Raw genomic sequence first — 17,301 nt, forward strand, 5'->3', positions numbered from 1 at the left:
ACTATTGTTCTGAAAATTGCTTATTAATTAATTCCGACACCAATTTTCCAGAAATTAATGCAGGTGGAACTCCTGGTCCCGGCACGGTCAACTGACCTGTAAAATATAAATTTTTAACCTTTTTGCTCTTTAACTTTGGTCTCAAAAATGCGGTTTGTAGCAAAGTGTTTGCCATTCCATAGGCATTTCCTTTGTATGAGTTGTATTCTGACACGAAATCATTTTTACAAAAAGATTGCTTAAATATAATATTGTTTTTGATACTTTGACCTGTTAAAGTTTCAAAACGATCAATTATTTTATCAAAATATTCCTCTCTCAACGCCTCAGTATCATTGATTCCTGGTGCTAAAGGTATTAGAAAAAAGCCCGATTCCATTCCTTCAGGAGCAGCAGTTTTGTCTGTTAGCGAAGGGAAGTTAGCATAAAACAAAGGTTCTTTAGGCCATTGTGGTTCATCATAAATGTCTTTAGCGTGTTGATAAAAATCTACATCGAAAAACAAAGCGTGATGCGAAATGTTATCGATTTTTTTATTGAAACCCACATAAAATAATAAAGACGAAGGTGCAAAAACCCTACTATCCCAGTATTTCTCTGTATACGCTCTGTGCTCCTGCTCCAATAAAGTTTCGGTGTGGTGGTAATCAGCACCGCTCAAAACCAAATCAGAATCAATACGTTCACCATTTACTTGAATGGCTACAGCTGTTTTATTTTCGATAATAATTTTATCAATGTTCGCATTCGTTTGAAATTTCACTCCCAACTCTTTAGCCAAACTTTCCATGGCACGAACTACATCAAACATTCCTGTTTTTGGGTGCCAAGTTCCCAATCCAAAGTCGGCATAATTCATAAAACTATAAAATGATGGTGTATCTGAGGGTTTTGCACCTAAAAACAAAACCGGAAATTCTAGAATTTGAATCAACTTTTTGTTTTTGAATTTCTTGCGAACATCTCTACTGATGTTGCTAAAAAATTCACCTACTTTCATAGCGGTTTTTGGAGTAATTAATTCCAATGGCGAAACGCCCGGACGATACACTAAATCTTTAATGGCAATATCATAATTACTTTTGGCTCGAGCCATAAAATCCTGCAGTAAAGCACCGCTTCCTTTTTCGATAGCTTCAAAAGCAGCTATAATTTCAGTTAAATTGTCGGCAATGGTTATAAAGTCATCAATTCCATAATACACGCGGTAGGCTGGAGACAATTTTATAAGCTCATAATAATCGGTAGTTTTTTTTCCAAAATCAGCAAAGAAACGCTCAAAAACGTCTGGCATCCAGTACCAACTTGGTCCCATATCAAAGGTAAACCCATCTTTTTTTAATTGTCTAGCACGACCTCCAATAGCATCATTTTTTTCGAATACTGTAACATCATATCCGCTTTGCGCTAGGTACGCCGAAGCAGCCAAAGCAGAGAAACCAGAACCTATGATTGTAATCTTTTTAATATTCTTCATTTGTTTAGCAAATATACAAATAGTTTAAACAAATAATTAAATCCAATCGACTAATTCGTTGATGGAATTAAAAATTGTTATTCCTTGAGATAATTTTTCTTTTTTTACAAACTCAACCATGCGCCCAATATACCATAATTCAGTAGTATCATCTAGTAATTCTTCTGACATTTTTTGAACATAACTATCCACAACATCTCTTTCGGGTTGCACTGTCATGTACGATACATAAACGATAGAACTAAAATGTTTTTTCAAATCTTTCAAGTTCTCAATTGGCATACTCTCCCCTAAGTAAATGGTTTTGTAGCCATGCAATAAAATTTCATAGTTTAAATACATCAATCCTAATTCATGAATTTCGTTCATAGGAAGTGATAACACAAAAATACGATCCAATTTAGTTTGCTTCAACACTTGAAGCTTCTCTGTATTGACTGATAATTTTTGTTTAATCAAATAACTAATAAAATGCTCATGAGCTGGAGTTATAGTATCGGATTGCCACAACAATCCCAATTCATTCATCAACGGAATAAAAACCTGATGAAAAATTTCTTTGAACGACTTTTCTGCAATTAACCAATTGTAGGTATTAAAAAAAAGCTCCTGATCAAAGTTCATCATAGCCATTTTAAACTCACTTATGGCATGACTTTTTGCTGTTTTGCTCGAAATTATTTCACGTACTAAAGAAGGTATTTTTTCCTGTGGATACGTAGCTATTTTTGAAATTTTATAGCCGTAATCGTGTAACAACGTGATGTTTAATAATTTTTGTAAGCTCGCCAAATCATACAAACGAATGTTAGTATCTGTGCGCATGGGCTGCAAAATATCGTAGCGTTTTTCCCAAATACGTATCGTGTGCGCCTTGATGCCCGAAAGGTTCTCAAGGTCCTTAATACTAAACACATTTTTTACATTGTTCATCGTTTATTCAAATTTATTGAACAAATGTAAAATAAATTTAATTAAAAACAGCTTTTAAAATTCCAAAACTCCTAAAAAAAGAGCAATTTATGGTAAAGAAACCCTTTTGTAAACGTTCAACAGATCTAAATTTAGGATTGTTTTAGAATTATCGGTATTCCTAGTGAACATGGGTTCAAATTTAGCTCCATAAACCAACTCATTAAAAGTATAGGATGTTCTTATGGCTACTGTGTTGCTAAACATATCGTCAAAAGCGGTGATCATGACTATTATTTCACCATGAATAGCCTCAAAATCCTCTTGAGTATACTTATAAAGCGGACTATCCTCGGTTATGGGATGCACGAGTGTCCAGCTTAGAGTTAACAAATTTATTTTATCCAATTCTAGGTCCAATGCAAAAAATTTATTGGTCATTAGTCCATTTTCTTTGATGCTTATTCCCAGCGTAACTTTTGCCAAAGCATCAGTAAGATTGGTGTTTTTAAAAGGTGCTACCCGAATCATTAATCCAGTTCCTTCGCCATAAGGAGCAACGATTGCATTGTGTGAAAATTTTAAAAAAGCGGTTGGTTTGCTAAATCGACCAAAAAACAAACCCGTAGCAATTGCAAAACTCAATAATCCTATTAATGCCTCGGCAGCAGAAAGCAAACTCGTTAAGAAACCTACTGGACTAATATGACCGTAGCCAACAGTAGTAAAGGTTTGCGCACTAAAAAAGTAGGCTTGACCAAATTTACCTAAATCAGAGCCAGTAGCATCGATCCCGTTTAGATGTTCAATACCTATTGCATAATACAAAAGTGCAAAAATGAAATTCATTCCAACGTAAAACAACAACAGGATAGACATGAAACGCCATCGTGGCATATCGATCATAGTGTGGTACCAACTGATGCGATGTAAGAAAAACAATCCGCGCTTTTCTACATTAGCGGTTCCATCCTTATTGATAAAACGCCCACCATAATTATTGGCATTGGTTCCAAAACCAGTATTTTGCTGTGATGCTCTTGTTGTTTTCATTGTGTTTTACCTAAAATAGGGCTGAATTAACCTCTTATGCTTGGTTGCCATTGTGATTGGAAATTCAAAAATAGAACTAAAATGCAAAACATCATATATATTTTATTATTGACAGTTATTTTTATATCAAATTCAAAACTAAGTAATGGCTAAAATGTAATGTCGTATTCTAATTAAGCACTAAATTTCTCTGCCACAGATTTCACAGATTAGCACAGATTAATTTGTTGTGTAATTTTAAAAATATTTTTAACCCTCAAATCTGTAGCAAAAACAATTTTTAATACTTGCTACAATTTATTTTTCTTGCTACTTAGAACCCTTATTATTCTTTTAATCGAAGGAGGTATCCTCAAAAATTGGTCAAGACACGGGACTTCTTCGTTCCTCAAAATGAAAAAGTTAGAGCCTACTAAATAAAGTATTTTATAATTTCGACTATAAAATGCTCTCAAAACTTTTTATTATATTAGTACCAACTAAAAAAAAAGCGATGAAACAAATAACTAAAGAAGACATCAGCCAAGAAGTATTTGACTTGTACGATGACTACGCACACAACAAAATTGACCGTCGAAGTTTTGTAGAAAAATTATCATTATTTGCTGTGGGAACGCTTACACTGCCTTCTCTACTGAGTTTTATGACGCCCAATTATGCGGATGCTATTTTAATAAAACCCGAAGATCCCAGAATAAAATCAGGATTTATAACTTATGATTCTCCCAAAGGTGGCGGTACAATTAAAGGACTTTTGTCTCAACCCACAGCAAGCAAAAAGAAAGTACCCGGAATTATTGTGGTGCATGAAAATCGCGGATTGAATCCGTATATTGAAGATGTAGGACGCAGAGCAGCCGTAGATGGTTTTATCACCTTGGCACCTGATGCTTTGTCACCACTAGGCGGTTATCCTGGAAATGATGATGCGGGTCGAGAATTACAAAAAAAACGAACCCGAGAGGAAATGCTCGAAGACTTCATTGCAGCCTACAATTACCTAAAAGCACACAAAGATTGCAACGGACATATTGGTGTAGTTGGTTTTTGTTTTGGCGGATGGATTGCCAACATGATGGCGGTAAAAATCCCAACCTTGGGTGCTGCGGTTCCGTATTATGGTGGCCAACCCACAGCAGCCGAAGCCGAACTCATAAAAACTCCTATCCTAGCGCAATATGCCAGCTTAGACACTCGTGTAAATGATGGCTGGCCCGCTTATGAAACCATACTGAAGAAGAACAAAGTAGCGCATGTCGCTTATTTTTATGAAGGAGTGAACCATGGTTTTCACAACAATACTACACCGCGCTACGATGAAAAAGCAGCAACTTTATCATGGACAAGAACAATAGATTTTTTTAAAAAGGAACTGAAGAAGAAGTAAATTTTTAATGCTTGCTATAAAAGTGGAACTATTGGGTCTCCACTTTTTTTATGGATTAATGTAAATAAAATACTTCAAAAATTAAATGCAATACAGAATTTGAATTATATTTGAAACAAATTAAAAATGACAACAGTGAGAAGTATCTCTTTAAATTTAGGCGATAGGTCTGATTTTATAATACGTATAGACGAGTTAGCAGTAATTTTATGAAAGAAAAAAATAATCAGACACCAAGAAGTTTAGTAATTGAGATTTCTGTTAGCCATGAAGGATTTGTAAATCTTATTCTTGCAAAATTACTTGGAATAACTCCAGAGGGTTCTAAATCCTTTGGGACAAGTAGCCAAGCTTTAAGTTTTAATGCAAAGGCAAATTTATTATTAGATTTAAAATATCTTGATAAAATTGAAATAGAAAAATTTCAAATATTTATGGAGATTCGAAACAAGTTTGCGCATATAAGTGACGTTGACACATTTGAAAAATGTTTTTCGTTGACTACAAATTACAATAGACTAAAGAAACTTTTAAATGAGAGCGAAAAAGGTAATAACTTGGAAGAAAAAATGAAAAATATGTTTTTAATTCTCGCAGTTCAAATATCAAATAAGTTATCTGAAATAGCACTGAAAAGTTTATAATAGCTAAAAAAACACCAAAAGCTACAACGGATTTGAGCAATTAGCTAAATTGTAAGCTTGGCTAGTTCTTCAAAGATTTAGCAAATCCTGAAATACGGCTTAATTTAGTCCCAAAAGGCCATATTAGCAAGACCTTAGGAGTCACTTAACAAAATAGAAAGCGAAAATGAAATATATTAAATTCCAAATTCCAAAAACCATTTCAGAAAATAAAAAAGAAGGAGTTTTTGAAAAATATTTTTTTAATATAGTTTCATATATTTTTAGAAAAATAACTCCAAAAGCAAATCCAGATTTCGAAAATCAAATAGATAATGTTGAATATTGGCTTTTGGAATGTGGAAAAGAAAATGGAATTCCTGAAAGAGAGATAGGAATTAAAAAAAATGGAATTGCAATTGTGAAAATGCCATTTAAAGATAATTATGGATATTGGACTGATAATAATTTGAAATTAAATGATTTTATTGAGAAATTCAAAGCGACTGAAATCGAAAAAAAAGAGTTTGAATTTAATTGGCAAAATCTGAATCAAACTAAAAAAGATATGGTTGATCATAAAGTACAAAATCGATTTGAGTTTGTTTATGTTGAGGAAAATGGTGCAGTTAGAGAATTAGACAAAGAAGAAATTGAATATTTGAGCGAGTCATTTTATCCAAATGACGGAGGAAGACCTTACATTAAAAAAAATTATAATGATTTGACTCCAGACGGAAAAATTTGGGGATTTATTAAAAAAAGTAGAGTTCCGCAAAACATAATAATAAAAAAACCAAACTTATAACAGCCATTAAAACGAATTTGGGTACTAGACTCACTGAAAAGTTAGTATTTTATTTGGAGTGATTGGCTTCGCCTGTTTGCTATCACTCGGCCAAGCATTTTAAAAACCTTTTTACTTAACAGCAAATCAAGTACATTTACAAAATAGATCGCTTATTTTTAGTACTTTAAAATTAAAGAGCAAAAAGTTCAAAGTCAAAATTTACAAAATCACATCTAATTCGACAAAAAATGAATATTAAAAAAGAACACCTAACAAAAGGATTTATTCTTGCTGGATTGATGAACATATCAGGCGTATTATTATTCTCCAGATTTTTTAGTAATGCGGTCATTCCAGAATTTGATCCTCAAGCCATGTCCAATTTTGGATTGATGATGATTGTAGTTTGGGGGTTTGCTTATATTGCTGTATCCCAAAATTTTGATCAAGTAAAATGGTTAATTGCCGTATTTATGATTGAAAAATTAATTTATGCTACCCACTGGACAAAATGGATACTCGATAACAAAATAACAGATGTGCTAGAAAAAGATAAAATGGCTGGTATATTTTATGTGATTTATGGCATCAATGACTGGATGTTCTTTTTATTTTTCTTTTTTGTTTTTATAAGCGTAGCTCGTAAAAAGATATAAAATCTTAAAAAACGATATCCAAATTTCTGATACTCCAAACTAAAGTATCAAGTAATGGAAATCCATAAATTTTATTACTTCTAAAAAAACAGGACGAACATCCTAATCATAACTCCCTTAGATTTCCTTTTCATACCAATTTCTAAATTCCTAATTTGCGACTTCAAAATCAATCGCAAAAAATGAAGGTCTGTATTGCCGAAAAACCAAGTGTAGCACGAGAAATCGCATCCGTTTTGGGAGCCAATACCAAACACGATGGGTATTTTGAAGGCAATGGGTATCAGGTAACGTATACTTTTGGTCATTTATGCACTTTGAAAGAACCGAACGATTACAAACCGCACTGGAAAAGTTGGGATTTGAATAACCTGCCCATGCTTCCCGAGAAATTTGAAACCAAAGTGGTGGAGAATTCAGGGATCCAAAAGCAGTTCAGAATCATAAAAAGTTTGTTCGACAAAGCCGAGTTGGTCATTAACTGCGGGGATGCGGGACAAGAAGGGGAACTGATTCAGCGCTGGGTTATGAACGAAGCACAATACAAAGGCGAGGTAAAACGCCTGTGGATTTCATCACTAACCACCGAAGCTATCAAAGAAGGTTTTCAAAATCTGAAACCATCCGCAAACTACGATAATTTATACTACGCCGGATTTTCCAGAGCTATTGGCGACTGGTTACTGGGTATGAATGCTACCCGATTGTACACCGTAAAACATGGCGGATACAAACAAGTATTATCTATAGGTAGGGTACAAACGCCAACATTAGCAATGGTTGTGGATCGCTTTACAGCAATTGAGAATTTTAAACCGCAGCCATATTGGGAATTACAAACGGTGTATCGAGACACGGTTTTCAGTTATGAGGAAGGGCGCTTTTTGAAAAAAGAAGATGGCGAAATTCTCGCTAATAAAGTCAAAGAAAGTGAGTTCGAAATTGTTTCTGTCGAAAAAAAGAACGGCAATGAGTATGCTCCAAAACTCTTTGATTTAACAGGCCTTCAAGTCTATTGCAATACAAAATTTGGTTTTACGGCAGAGGAAACCCTTAAAATTGTACAGACTTTGTACGAACAAAAAGTAGTCACATATCCCAGAGTAGACACCACATTTTTACCCAATGATGTTTATCCAAAAGTGCCGGGAATTCTTAAAAACTTGACGAATTATGCCGCATTGACGCAACCACTTTTGGAAAAAAAAATAAAAAAATCACCTAAGGTTTTCAATGATAAAAAAGTAACAGATCACCACGCCATTATTCCAACTGGGATTCAAAGTAATTTGCAATACAATCAGCAACAAGTGTATGATAGTATTACAAAGCGATTTATTGCAGTATTTTATGATGATTGTTTGGTTGCCAATACCACAGTAGTTGGTAAAGCAGCAGACGTATCTTTGAAAACCACAGGAAAAGAAATCTTAAAAAAAGGGTTCCGAATAGTCTTCGAAAATCCAAACGCTAATGAAAAAGAAGCCGATATTTTGCCAAGTTTTGTTGTAGGTGAAAAAGGGCCACACGAACCCTCGTTTTTAGAAAAGGAAACCAAACCACCGAATCAATTTACCGAAGCGACTTTATTGCGCGCTATGGAAACGGCCGGTAAGCAAATTGACGATGAAGATTTACGCGAATTGATGAAAGAAAACGGCATTGGGCGACCTTCGACGCGAGCCAATATTATTGAAACGCTTTTTAGGAGAAACTATATTGTTCGAAATAAAAAACAAGTTTTGCCTACACCAACGGGTATTCAGCTTATTAATACAATCCAAAATGATTTGGTAAAGTCTGCAGAATTGACAGGATCTTGGGAAAAGCAGCTGAGGGATATTGAAAAAGGAACCTATAATGCTAGTTCTTTTATCAACAATATGAAGCGAATGGTAGCCACTTTGGTTGATGAAGTTCGTAGCGAAAGCAGACAAGCTACTATTTCTCAAGCAGGAACAATCCAAAAAGAAGTTGAAAAAGTTGAAAAAAAGAAAGCCGCTGGAATTTTGGCAGAAGCATGCCCTAAATGCAAAAAGGGAATACTTATAAAAGGAAAATCGGCCTATGGCTGTAGCGATTATAAAGCAGGATGCATTTTTCTATTACCTTACACTTTTGCCGATAAAAAAATATCCGAAAACCAGTACTTGCGATTGCTTCAAAAAGGATCGACAGTAAACTTAAAAGATTTTAAAATCAATTCAGGAATTGTTGAAGGATTGTTGCGTTTAGATGACAATTTCAAACTCGTTTTAGAACAGAAAAAGATTGCTGTAAAAACCATTCCGGACGAATTAACTTGCCCTTTATGTAAAAAAGGAATTATTTTGAAAGGAAAAACGGCTTATGGTTGCAGTAATTATAAATCAGGTTGCGATTTTAAAGTACCTTTTGATGTAGTTTGGGAGAAATTAGAAGATCAAAAACCTACGAAGGATTTGGTTTATACGATTTTGAAAGGATGCGCACTTTAAATTTACATTCCTTACGAATAGTAAAGAGAAAAAGGCAAGCTAGAAGCTTCTTTATGCAGTAAAGTACCATTGTCGAGACGCATGCAGCGTGACAAATAGCCAGGATAAACAGCAATCAATTACAATAATTTGACTATGAAATAGCACTAATTGCAATCTTTTTGTTAATTTTGATAAGTTGTAATCACGAATAAATTCTGCATCTCATGAAAAATACAATTCTTTTTATCGTTGTAACCCTAATGGTTACTTCTTGCCAAAAATCGGAGAAAGTTAATAAAATAACGGAAGCTAGTTGGCTTTTGGGTAATTGGGAAAGCAAATCCGATGAAGGTACGCTGACTGAGTCTTGGTCAAAAGTAAATGACAGCACTTTTCAAGCAACTTCCTATTTTATTAAAGAAAAGGATACGATCCATTTTGAAAGCATCACCTTGCAACAAAAAGGAGAAGTTCTTGTCTATTCTGCTACGATAATAGGACAAAACAACGATAAAGCAGTTGCTTTCAAACAAACGAATGAAACTCCACAACAACTGACATTCGAAAATCTTAAACACGATTATCCCCAAAAAATCACGTATGCTCATAAAACTACGGCTGATTTAACGGTTAAAATTTCTGGAAAACAAGAAGGAAAAGCTAGCTCTGAAGAATTTACAATGAAGAAAATCAAATAAAATTTTAACATATCGCCCACCAATCTAAACCTTACTCTAAAAAGTAAAGCTTTTTTATGCTCTTAAAATACTGAATTTCAATAGCGAGTGAACTATGTCTAATTTACTATTCATATTTAGTCTAAATAAGTTTTGTTAAACCAAAAGTGGGTTATATATTTGCATCGTTATTTTTAATTATTCCAAATAAACGATCATGAAATATATTTTACTACCAACATTAAGCCTATTTTTCAGCTTGTCCTGTTTCGCACAAGAATCAGCTAATGCAAATGATGATAAAAATTTTGACACCACTATGTCATCAGAATTTGACACAATCAAAAATAAAAAAGGTGGTGTGCTTAGAGAAGTTATTATTACCGCCAATAAAGAGAAAAAACCTGTTTCGGCACTGCGATCTGGTTTAAAACCTATGGATACACCACAAAGTGTTCAAGTTATTGACGCTGAAATAATAACACAACAACAAGCTATCCGCTTAAGTGAAGTCATCAAAAACATCAATGGTGTGTATGTAGGTTCGGCTAGAGGTGGCGCTCAAGAATCGTTTTTTTCTAGAGGATATGACATGTCTGCCAATAATATGTTTAAAAATGGTTTCCGTTTTAATAGCGGATCTGTTCCTGAAGTATCGTCCTTAGAAAAAGTTGAAGTATTAAAAGGAAGTGCGGCTCTACTTTACGGAAATGTGGCGCCAGGGGGAATTTTAAACATGGTTACTAAAACTCCGTCATTTAAAAAAGGTGGCGAAATTTCAATGCAAATGGGGAGCTACTCCTTTTATAAACCATCCATTGACGTGTATGGTCCATTGAATGACATTATGGCTTACCGCTTTACTGGTTCTTATGAAAACTCTGAAAGTTTTAGAGATAATGTAACCAAAGAGCGCTATTACATTAATCCTTCCTTTTTGTTTAAAGTAAGTGATAAAACTGAAATAATTTTACAAGGAGACTATTTAAAAGACTATTGGACACCTGATTTTGGAACGGGAATCATCGGAAAAAAAATCTTAGACCTTCCAAGAAACCTTTATTTAGGCGCAACTTGGTCTAATGGAGAAACAAACCAAGCAACTGTTTCTGGTTTAGTTACACATAATTTTAATAAAGATTGGAAATTAAACTTTAATACTTCTTTTCAAAACTATGAAAGAACTTCTAAGGGCACAGAACGAGTGCAACCAGCTGCAAATGGTGATTGGAATCGACCTTTGGGACAAAACAAAAACTTAGAACAAATTATAGGCGAACAATTGAGTGTGCAAGGAAATTTTAAAACAGGCCAAATTAAACATCAATTGTTTACGGGTGTAGATATGGAAAATTCATTTTTACAAGCATACACTTTTACGTTTACACCTGCAACATATGGTAGTGGAAACCTATTCGATTTTGAAAATTTTGATCAAGGCGGAGCAATCCCAAATAGCACAAATACCCGAATTGTAAAAACAGATACTAACCGTTTTGGTATCTATTCACAAGATTTGATTTCACTTACTGAAAAATTCAAAGTTCTCGCAGGAATTCGTTGGTCTTGGCAAGAGGCACAAGTAGAAACCACAGACATGGTTAAAAAAACAAGTATTGAAGACAAAAAACGAAAAGACCTCGCCTTCACTCCAAAACTCGGATTGGTTTATCAACCTACAAAAGATCTGTCTGTATTTGCTAGTTACGCAAACTCTTTTACTCCAAATACAGGAACAACAGTAGACTTAAAAGCAATTGAACCTTCCATAATTGACCAATATGAAGTTGGTGTGAAGAAAGATTTTTGGAGAGGAGCATTAAGCACAAATGTTACTGTGTACCAAATTACAAATAGTAATTTAGCACAAACAGCTGAATTTAAAGCTGATGGATCCTCTAATACAGATAGTTCAATAAAAGTGTTAAGTGGAGAAACAAACAGCAAAGGAGTAGAACTTGATATTGTTGCAAAACCAGTTGAGGGACTAAACATTATTGCCGGATACAGTTACAATGACATGCGCTTTACCAAAACTTCTGGTTTAAAAGGGAGCTTTATTGAAGGAGATCGATTAGCTAGAACTCCAGCAAATACTACCAATTTAAGTTTTTTCTATACATTGCAATCTGGTACATTTAAAGGACTTTCGCTGGGAGCTTTAGGAAATTATATCGGAAAAAGAGTTGGTGGATGGAACAATCAAGTCGATGCTTCATTGCCTAATGGAATATTTGACAGAGAAATTCCTTTAGAAGGCTATACCACAATTGACGTATCCACTGGTTATGAATGGAAAAAAATATCGATCTTGTGCAAACTTTCTAACGTTACAAATGAGTTGAATTACACTGTGCACGAAAACTATAGCGTAAACCCAATTGCACCGAGACAAGTATTAACCAGTTTACGATATAAATTTTAATTAAACCTTTTACCAAACAAATAGTCTGACTCCTGATTTATTTTATAATTTTTTAAACCATGAAAAAAATTAAAGCAAGAAACCTACACCGCGATTTAGGATATTTTTACATTGGACTGATTGTATCTTTTGCATTCTCTGGACTATTAATGAATCACAGAGATATGTGGCATCCTGAAAAATACACTACAGAAACCAAAGCTATCACAGTGAAACTCCCTGAAGAAAATAAAATTGATGAAAAATTTGCTGAGGATTTTGGAAAAAAATTGGGAATCGAAGACAAGTTCAGACGTCATAATGTAAAGAAGGATGTTTTTAAAATTTCTTTTGAAAACCACGATGTCGAAATTGATATGAAAACAGGAAAAGGGGAAATTGTATCATTTGTAAAAACGCCAATCATCAGTCAAACGATGAAATTACACAAAAACACATCGAACTTCTGGATTTATTATTCGGATATTTTTGCAATAAGTTTAATCATTATCGCCCTGACTGGAACTTTGATGATCAAAGCTGGAAAATTCAGTTGGAAGAACAGAGGTTGGAAACTAGCGGTTGCTGGAGTTGTATTTCCATTACTGTTCTTATTTTTATTCTAAAAAATAAATAGTAAAATCCTCGTTTCAAAAATAGATTGCCTCCAAAAAATAAATATTATTTGGGGGCATTTTATATAATTATAATCGGTTTTTGGGGATTATATGGAAATCATAATGGCTCTTAACTGATTTGAATTCCACTTTTTTCCAGTAGCTCAAAAAGAGTATTGCTATGATTGGGTTCATACTTCTCGATACCACTTTGATACCATTCCTCAATCATCGCTACTTGATGTGCTGTATATCCTTCATCATCAATAGGCAATCCAAGTAAGCCTGCAATAAGAAAATCTTCCAAAATCATATCTGTAACGATTCGCTGCGGAATTCCATTACAAATTAAGCCATTCATTCGTTCATATTCTGATCGCCCAGCATTAAATCCAATTATAAATGCAGCGTTTTTCATTGCACTACTAAATTCTAAATATGGATTTAAACCAATAGAATAGCCTTCAAAATAATGTTGCCTATAAGTAGGACTAAATGCTTTTTTCATCTTGTATTAATTGTGGTATTTGGAAATCTTATTGTAAAATTATTAACAATATTTCAGGAAGCAATTTAAAATCGATTAAAGGACAAAATACTCTTTTAAACACAGTGCTATTGACGTTTGTCGATAAAAGTATTTCAAACTAAACCACTAAGGATTGGACCTACATGAATTAGGTTAAACAGAATGAAGGTATTGTAAGTTGAATTGTAATACTAATAGATTAGCCCTATTTTAAAGTGATTTAAAAAGATTAAACTCTATTAATAGGTGACTAAAATTTTAATTGCAACTTAAAAAATTATTCATGTAAAAAAAAATCCCATTCGCAAACGTTGCAAATGGGATAATAATAAGGTTTTAATTTTGTTCCTATTTTAGTCCAGCCAAACTGTGTTCGATGGTTTCAATTTTTGCTAAAGCATCCGCTTCTTTTTGTCTTTCGTTTGCCAACACCTTCTCTGGCGCGCCAGCAACAAACTTCTCATTAGATAGTTTATTTTGAACAGATTTCAAGAAACCTTGCGTATACACCAACTCTGCTGTTAATTTTGCAATTTCCTCTTCAACGTTTATGTTTCCAGTGATAGGGATAAAATATTCATTAGATTTTACACGGAAAGACAATGCTCCATCTACTTTATCCGATACATATTCTAATGCAGTGATATTCCCTAATTTGGTTACAACCGAATCAAAATAAGTAGAAGCTTTATCATTATTAACAACTTTCAACTCTATTACATCTTTGAATGGAATATTTTTGTCTTTACGAATCGTTCTAATTCCGGAAATTACTTCAATAGTATTTTCGAAATCAACAATTAAACTGGCATTAAATGGTTTCATTTCAGGCCAAGTCGAAACGATTAATGCTTCTGCTGTGGTTCTTTCTGCAAGAATTTGCCAAATTTCCTCAGTCAAAAACGGCATAAAAGGATGCAATAATTTCAAATTGTTTTCGAGCATTTCAATGGCTTTCGCCAAAGTTTCGCTGTCTATTGGCTGTTGGTACGCCGGTTTGATCATTTCTAAGAACCAAGAACAAAAGTCGTCCCAAACTAATTTATAAATTGCCATTAACGCATCTGAAATTCTATACTTTTCAAAGTTATCTTCAATTTCAAGAAGTGTTTGTTGCAATTTAGCCTCATACCATTCAATGGCTACTTTAGACGATTCTGGCTGAGGAATAGCATCAGACACTTCCCATCCTTTGATTAGTTTAAACGCATTCCAAATTTTATTGGTAAACGCTTTACCTTGGTTACACAATTCTTCATCAAACATGATATCGTTTCCTGCAGAAGCACTCAAAAGCAATCCTACACGAACACCATCGGCACCAAATTTTTCAATTAAGTCTAAAGGATCTGGAGAATTTCCTAGTGATTTAGACATTTTTCGACGTTGCTTATCTCGAACCAAACCAGTTAAATATACATTTGTAAACGGTTTTTTATCGGTGTATTCATAACCTGCAATAATCATTCTGGCCACCCAGAAAAATAAAATATCTGGACCCGTAACCAAATCATTCGTAGGATAATAGTATTTAAAATCTTCGCTTTCTGGATCCATAATCCCTCCAAAAACAGACATTGGCCACAGCCAAGACGAAAACCAAGTATCAAGAGCATCAACATCTTGACGTAAGTCAGAAGTTAGAAGTGAGAAGTTAGAAGTTTTAGCTTGTGCTAATTTCAATGCTTCTTCAATTGTTTCGGCAACGACAAAATCTTCTTTTCCGTCACCATAAAAATACGCCGGAATTTGTTGTCCCCACCAAAGTTGACGGGATATATTCCAATCGCGAATGTTGTTAAGCCAGTGTGCATAGGTATTATTAAAACGAGCTGGATGTAATTTGATATCGCCATCGACCAAAACAGATTGGATTGCTGGTTTTACCAAATCTTCCATTTTCAAGAACCATTGGTCAGACAAACGAGGTTCGATAACGGCCTTTGTTCTTTCTGAGGTTCCAACTTTATTTAAGTGTATTTCTGTTTTTGCCAAAGCACCAATGGTTTCTAATTCTTTGGCAATTGCTTCACGAACCACAAAACGATCTTGACCTTGAAAATGCAATCCAAAACTGTTAAGGGTTGCATCTTCGTTGAAAATATCAAATATCTCCAAATTGTGTTTTTCTCCCAATGCTTTGTCATTCATATCGTGCGCTGGGGTCACTTTTAAACAACCAGTTCCAAATTCGATATCTACATATTCATCTTCAATAATTGGAATAACTCTTCCGCAAATAGGAACAATCGCTTTTTTGCCTTTCAAATGAGCAAAACGTTCGTCATTTGGATTAATACAAATCGCAGTATCGCCAAAAATAGTTTCGGGACGCGTTGTTGCAATAGTAAGAAATTCCTCCTCAAACCCCTCCAAAGGAGGAGAGTCAAGCTCTTCAACTCCCGCCCCTTTGGGGAGGGCTGGGGAGGGGATTATTTTATATTTCAGAAAATACAGTTTTCCTTGCTGTTCTTCATAAATTACTTCTTCATCAGACAAAGTAGTTTTTGCTTCAGGATCCCAATTTACCATTCGATACCCCCTATAAATCAAACCTTTATTATATAGATCGACAAAAGAACGAATTACAGATGCCGACATATCAGGATCCATTGTGAATTTAGTTCGTTCCCAGTCACACGAAGCACCTAGTTTTTTTAATTGATCTAGAATTACACCACCGTACTTATCTGTCCATTCCCAAGCGTGAGATAAAAATTCCTCGCGTGTTAAATCATTTTTATTGATTCCTTCGGCTTTCAATTTAGCCACTACCTTCGCTTCGGTGGCTATAGAGGCGTGATCCGTTCCAGGAACCCAACATGCATTAAAACCTTTTAGTCGGGCTCTTCGAATTAATACATCTTGAATCGTATTGTTTAACATGTGCCCCATGTGCAAAACTCCAGTAACATTGGGAGGAGGAATTACAATAGTATAAGGTGTTCTGTGGTCGGGCTCAGAGTGAAAATAATTATTCTTCATCCAGTAGTCATACCACTTATTTTCAATAGTTTTAGCGTCAAATTGTGCAGGAATAGTCATAAAAAGCAACTGTTAAAACCAAAATTAAACTTTGGTCTGATATTTGTAATTCAAGTTGAGAACAAAAGTAAATAATAAAGTACACTATAAAAAGCGAAAAAAATATTTGTACGTAAATTAAAAGGATGTAAATTTACTTAATGAATTTAAATATTTAGGAAATGAAAAAAACAATAGCTTTAGTCGCATTCGCATTAATTAGCAGTATTGGTTTTGCTCAAAATGGTCCAAAAATTGAATTTGAAGCCAAAGACAACACGATCGATTATGGAAAGGTCAATAAGAATGACAACGGCTCTCGTGATTTTATCTTTACAAATACAGGTAATGCACCATTAATAATAAGTAATGTATTGTCTACTTGTGGTTGCACAGTTCCTACTAAACCAGAAGAGCCAATTCTACCTGGGAAAAAAGGCAAAATAACAGTAAAGTATAATATGGCACTTGGACCAATTAGAAAAACCTTGACGGTAGAGTCTAATGCAGTAAATTATGAAGGCGGCAGAGTTGCTCTTAAAATAAAGGGTGAAGTTATTTCGGATTAATTCTAATTAAAATATCACTAGTGTCCACTAAAAAATAAAACAAGTTCTTTGAAATTATTGTAAATCTGTATTTTAAGAGTCATTTTTGAGCGTGACGATTTGAAATGATTATTATGTTCGTAAA

General features: G+C 34.2%; 14 protein-coding genes. 9 read left to right on the forward strand and 5 right to left on the reverse strand.

Features of this window, described 5'->3' with window-relative positions:
- Window position 1: 1 nt before the first annotated feature.
- From ACNQGB_RS14055 to ACNQGB_RS14065, 3 genes are all read right to left on the reverse strand, one after another.
- Window positions 2-1,477, reverse strand: a complete 1,476-nt coding sequence (locus ACNQGB_RS14055) for a phytoene desaturase family protein (protein ID WP_417944649.1) — start codon at window positions 1,475-1,477, stop codon at window positions 2-4.
- 36 nt (window positions 1,478-1,513) lie between these two features.
- The gene (locus tag ACNQGB_RS14060) at window positions 1,514-2,410 is read right to left on the reverse strand and encodes a MerR family transcriptional regulator (protein WP_309760333.1); all 897 of its coding nucleotides are present in this window, start codon (window positions 2,408-2,410) and stop codon (window positions 1,514-1,516) included.
- 87 nt (window positions 2,411-2,497) lie between these two features.
- Window positions 2,498-3,442 (reverse strand): ion channel, encoded by a 945-nt coding sequence (locus ACNQGB_RS14065; protein ID WP_417944650.1) that lies wholly within the window; start codon window positions 3,440-3,442, stop codon window positions 2,498-2,500.
- Between the two features lie 493 nt (window positions 3,443-3,935).
- Here ACNQGB_RS14065 and ACNQGB_RS14070 point away from each other — a divergent pair, with 493 nt between their 5' ends.
- The 8 genes from ACNQGB_RS14070 (at window position 3,936) to ACNQGB_RS14105 (ending at window position 13,064) form a co-directional block, all read left to right on the forward strand.
- Entirely contained in the window at window positions 3,936-4,829 is an 894-nt protein-coding gene (locus ACNQGB_RS14070) for a dienelactone hydrolase family protein (protein ID WP_417944652.1), read from the forward strand.
- Window positions 4,830-5,038: 209 nt separating this feature from the next.
- Window positions 5,039-5,473 (forward strand): hypothetical protein, encoded by a 435-nt coding sequence (locus ACNQGB_RS14075; protein ID WP_417944653.1) that lies wholly within the window; start codon window positions 5,039-5,041, stop codon window positions 5,471-5,473.
- A 166-nt stretch (window positions 5,474-5,639) separates the two neighbouring features.
- Window positions 5,640-6,260: a hypothetical protein gene (locus tag ACNQGB_RS14080; protein WP_417944654.1), complete on the forward strand. Its 621-nt coding sequence runs from the start codon at window positions 5,640-5,642 to the stop codon at window positions 6,258-6,260.
- Between the two features lie 230 nt (window positions 6,261-6,490).
- On the forward strand, window positions 6,491-6,898 hold the full coding sequence (locus ACNQGB_RS14085; protein WP_417944655.1) for a hypothetical protein: 408 nt from the start codon (window positions 6,491-6,493) through the stop codon (window positions 6,896-6,898).
- 182 nt (window positions 6,899-7,080) lie between these two features.
- A complete protein-coding gene (locus tag ACNQGB_RS14090; protein ID WP_417944657.1) occupies window positions 7,081-9,375 on the forward strand; it encodes a DNA topoisomerase 3 in 2,295 nt (764 codons plus the stop codon).
- A 206-nt stretch (window positions 9,376-9,581) separates the two neighbouring features.
- Window positions 9,582-10,055, forward strand: coding sequence for a DUF6265 family protein (locus ACNQGB_RS14095; RefSeq protein ID WP_417944658.1), 474 nt, complete (start codon window positions 9,582-9,584; stop codon window positions 10,053-10,055).
- A 196-nt stretch (window positions 10,056-10,251) separates the two neighbouring features.
- A complete protein-coding gene (locus tag ACNQGB_RS14100; protein WP_417944660.1) occupies window positions 10,252-12,459 on the forward strand; it encodes a TonB-dependent siderophore receptor in 2,208 nt (735 codons plus the stop codon).
- Between the two features lie 59 nt (window positions 12,460-12,518).
- Window positions 12,519-13,064: a PepSY-associated TM helix domain-containing protein gene (locus tag ACNQGB_RS14105; RefSeq protein ID WP_417944662.1), complete on the forward strand. Its 546-nt coding sequence runs from the start codon at window positions 12,519-12,521 to the stop codon at window positions 13,062-13,064.
- A 121-nt stretch (window positions 13,065-13,185) separates the two neighbouring features.
- On the opposite strand, the gene ACNQGB_RS14110 is transcribed toward ACNQGB_RS14105, so the two are convergent.
- Both ACNQGB_RS14110 and ACNQGB_RS14115 read right to left on the reverse strand, forming a co-directional pair.
- Window positions 13,186-13,563, reverse strand: a complete 378-nt coding sequence (locus tag ACNQGB_RS14110; RefSeq protein WP_417944664.1) for a hypothetical protein — start codon at window positions 13,561-13,563, stop codon at window positions 13,186-13,188.
- 369 nt (window positions 13,564-13,932) lie between these two features.
- Window positions 13,933-16,629 (reverse strand): valine--tRNA ligase, encoded by a 2,697-nt coding sequence (locus ACNQGB_RS14115; RefSeq protein WP_417944666.1) that lies wholly within the window; start codon window positions 16,627-16,629, stop codon window positions 13,933-13,935.
- Window positions 16,630-16,790: 161 nt separating this feature from the next.
- Between ACNQGB_RS14115 and ACNQGB_RS14120 the strand changes: the two genes are divergently transcribed.
- Entirely contained in the window at window positions 16,791-17,177 is a 387-nt protein-coding gene (locus ACNQGB_RS14120) for a DUF1573 domain-containing protein (RefSeq protein ID WP_417944668.1), read from the forward strand.
- The last annotated feature ends 124 nt before the right edge of the window (window positions 17,178-17,301 follow it).

It is taken from the genome of Flavobacterium frigidum (genome assembly GCF_048286795.2).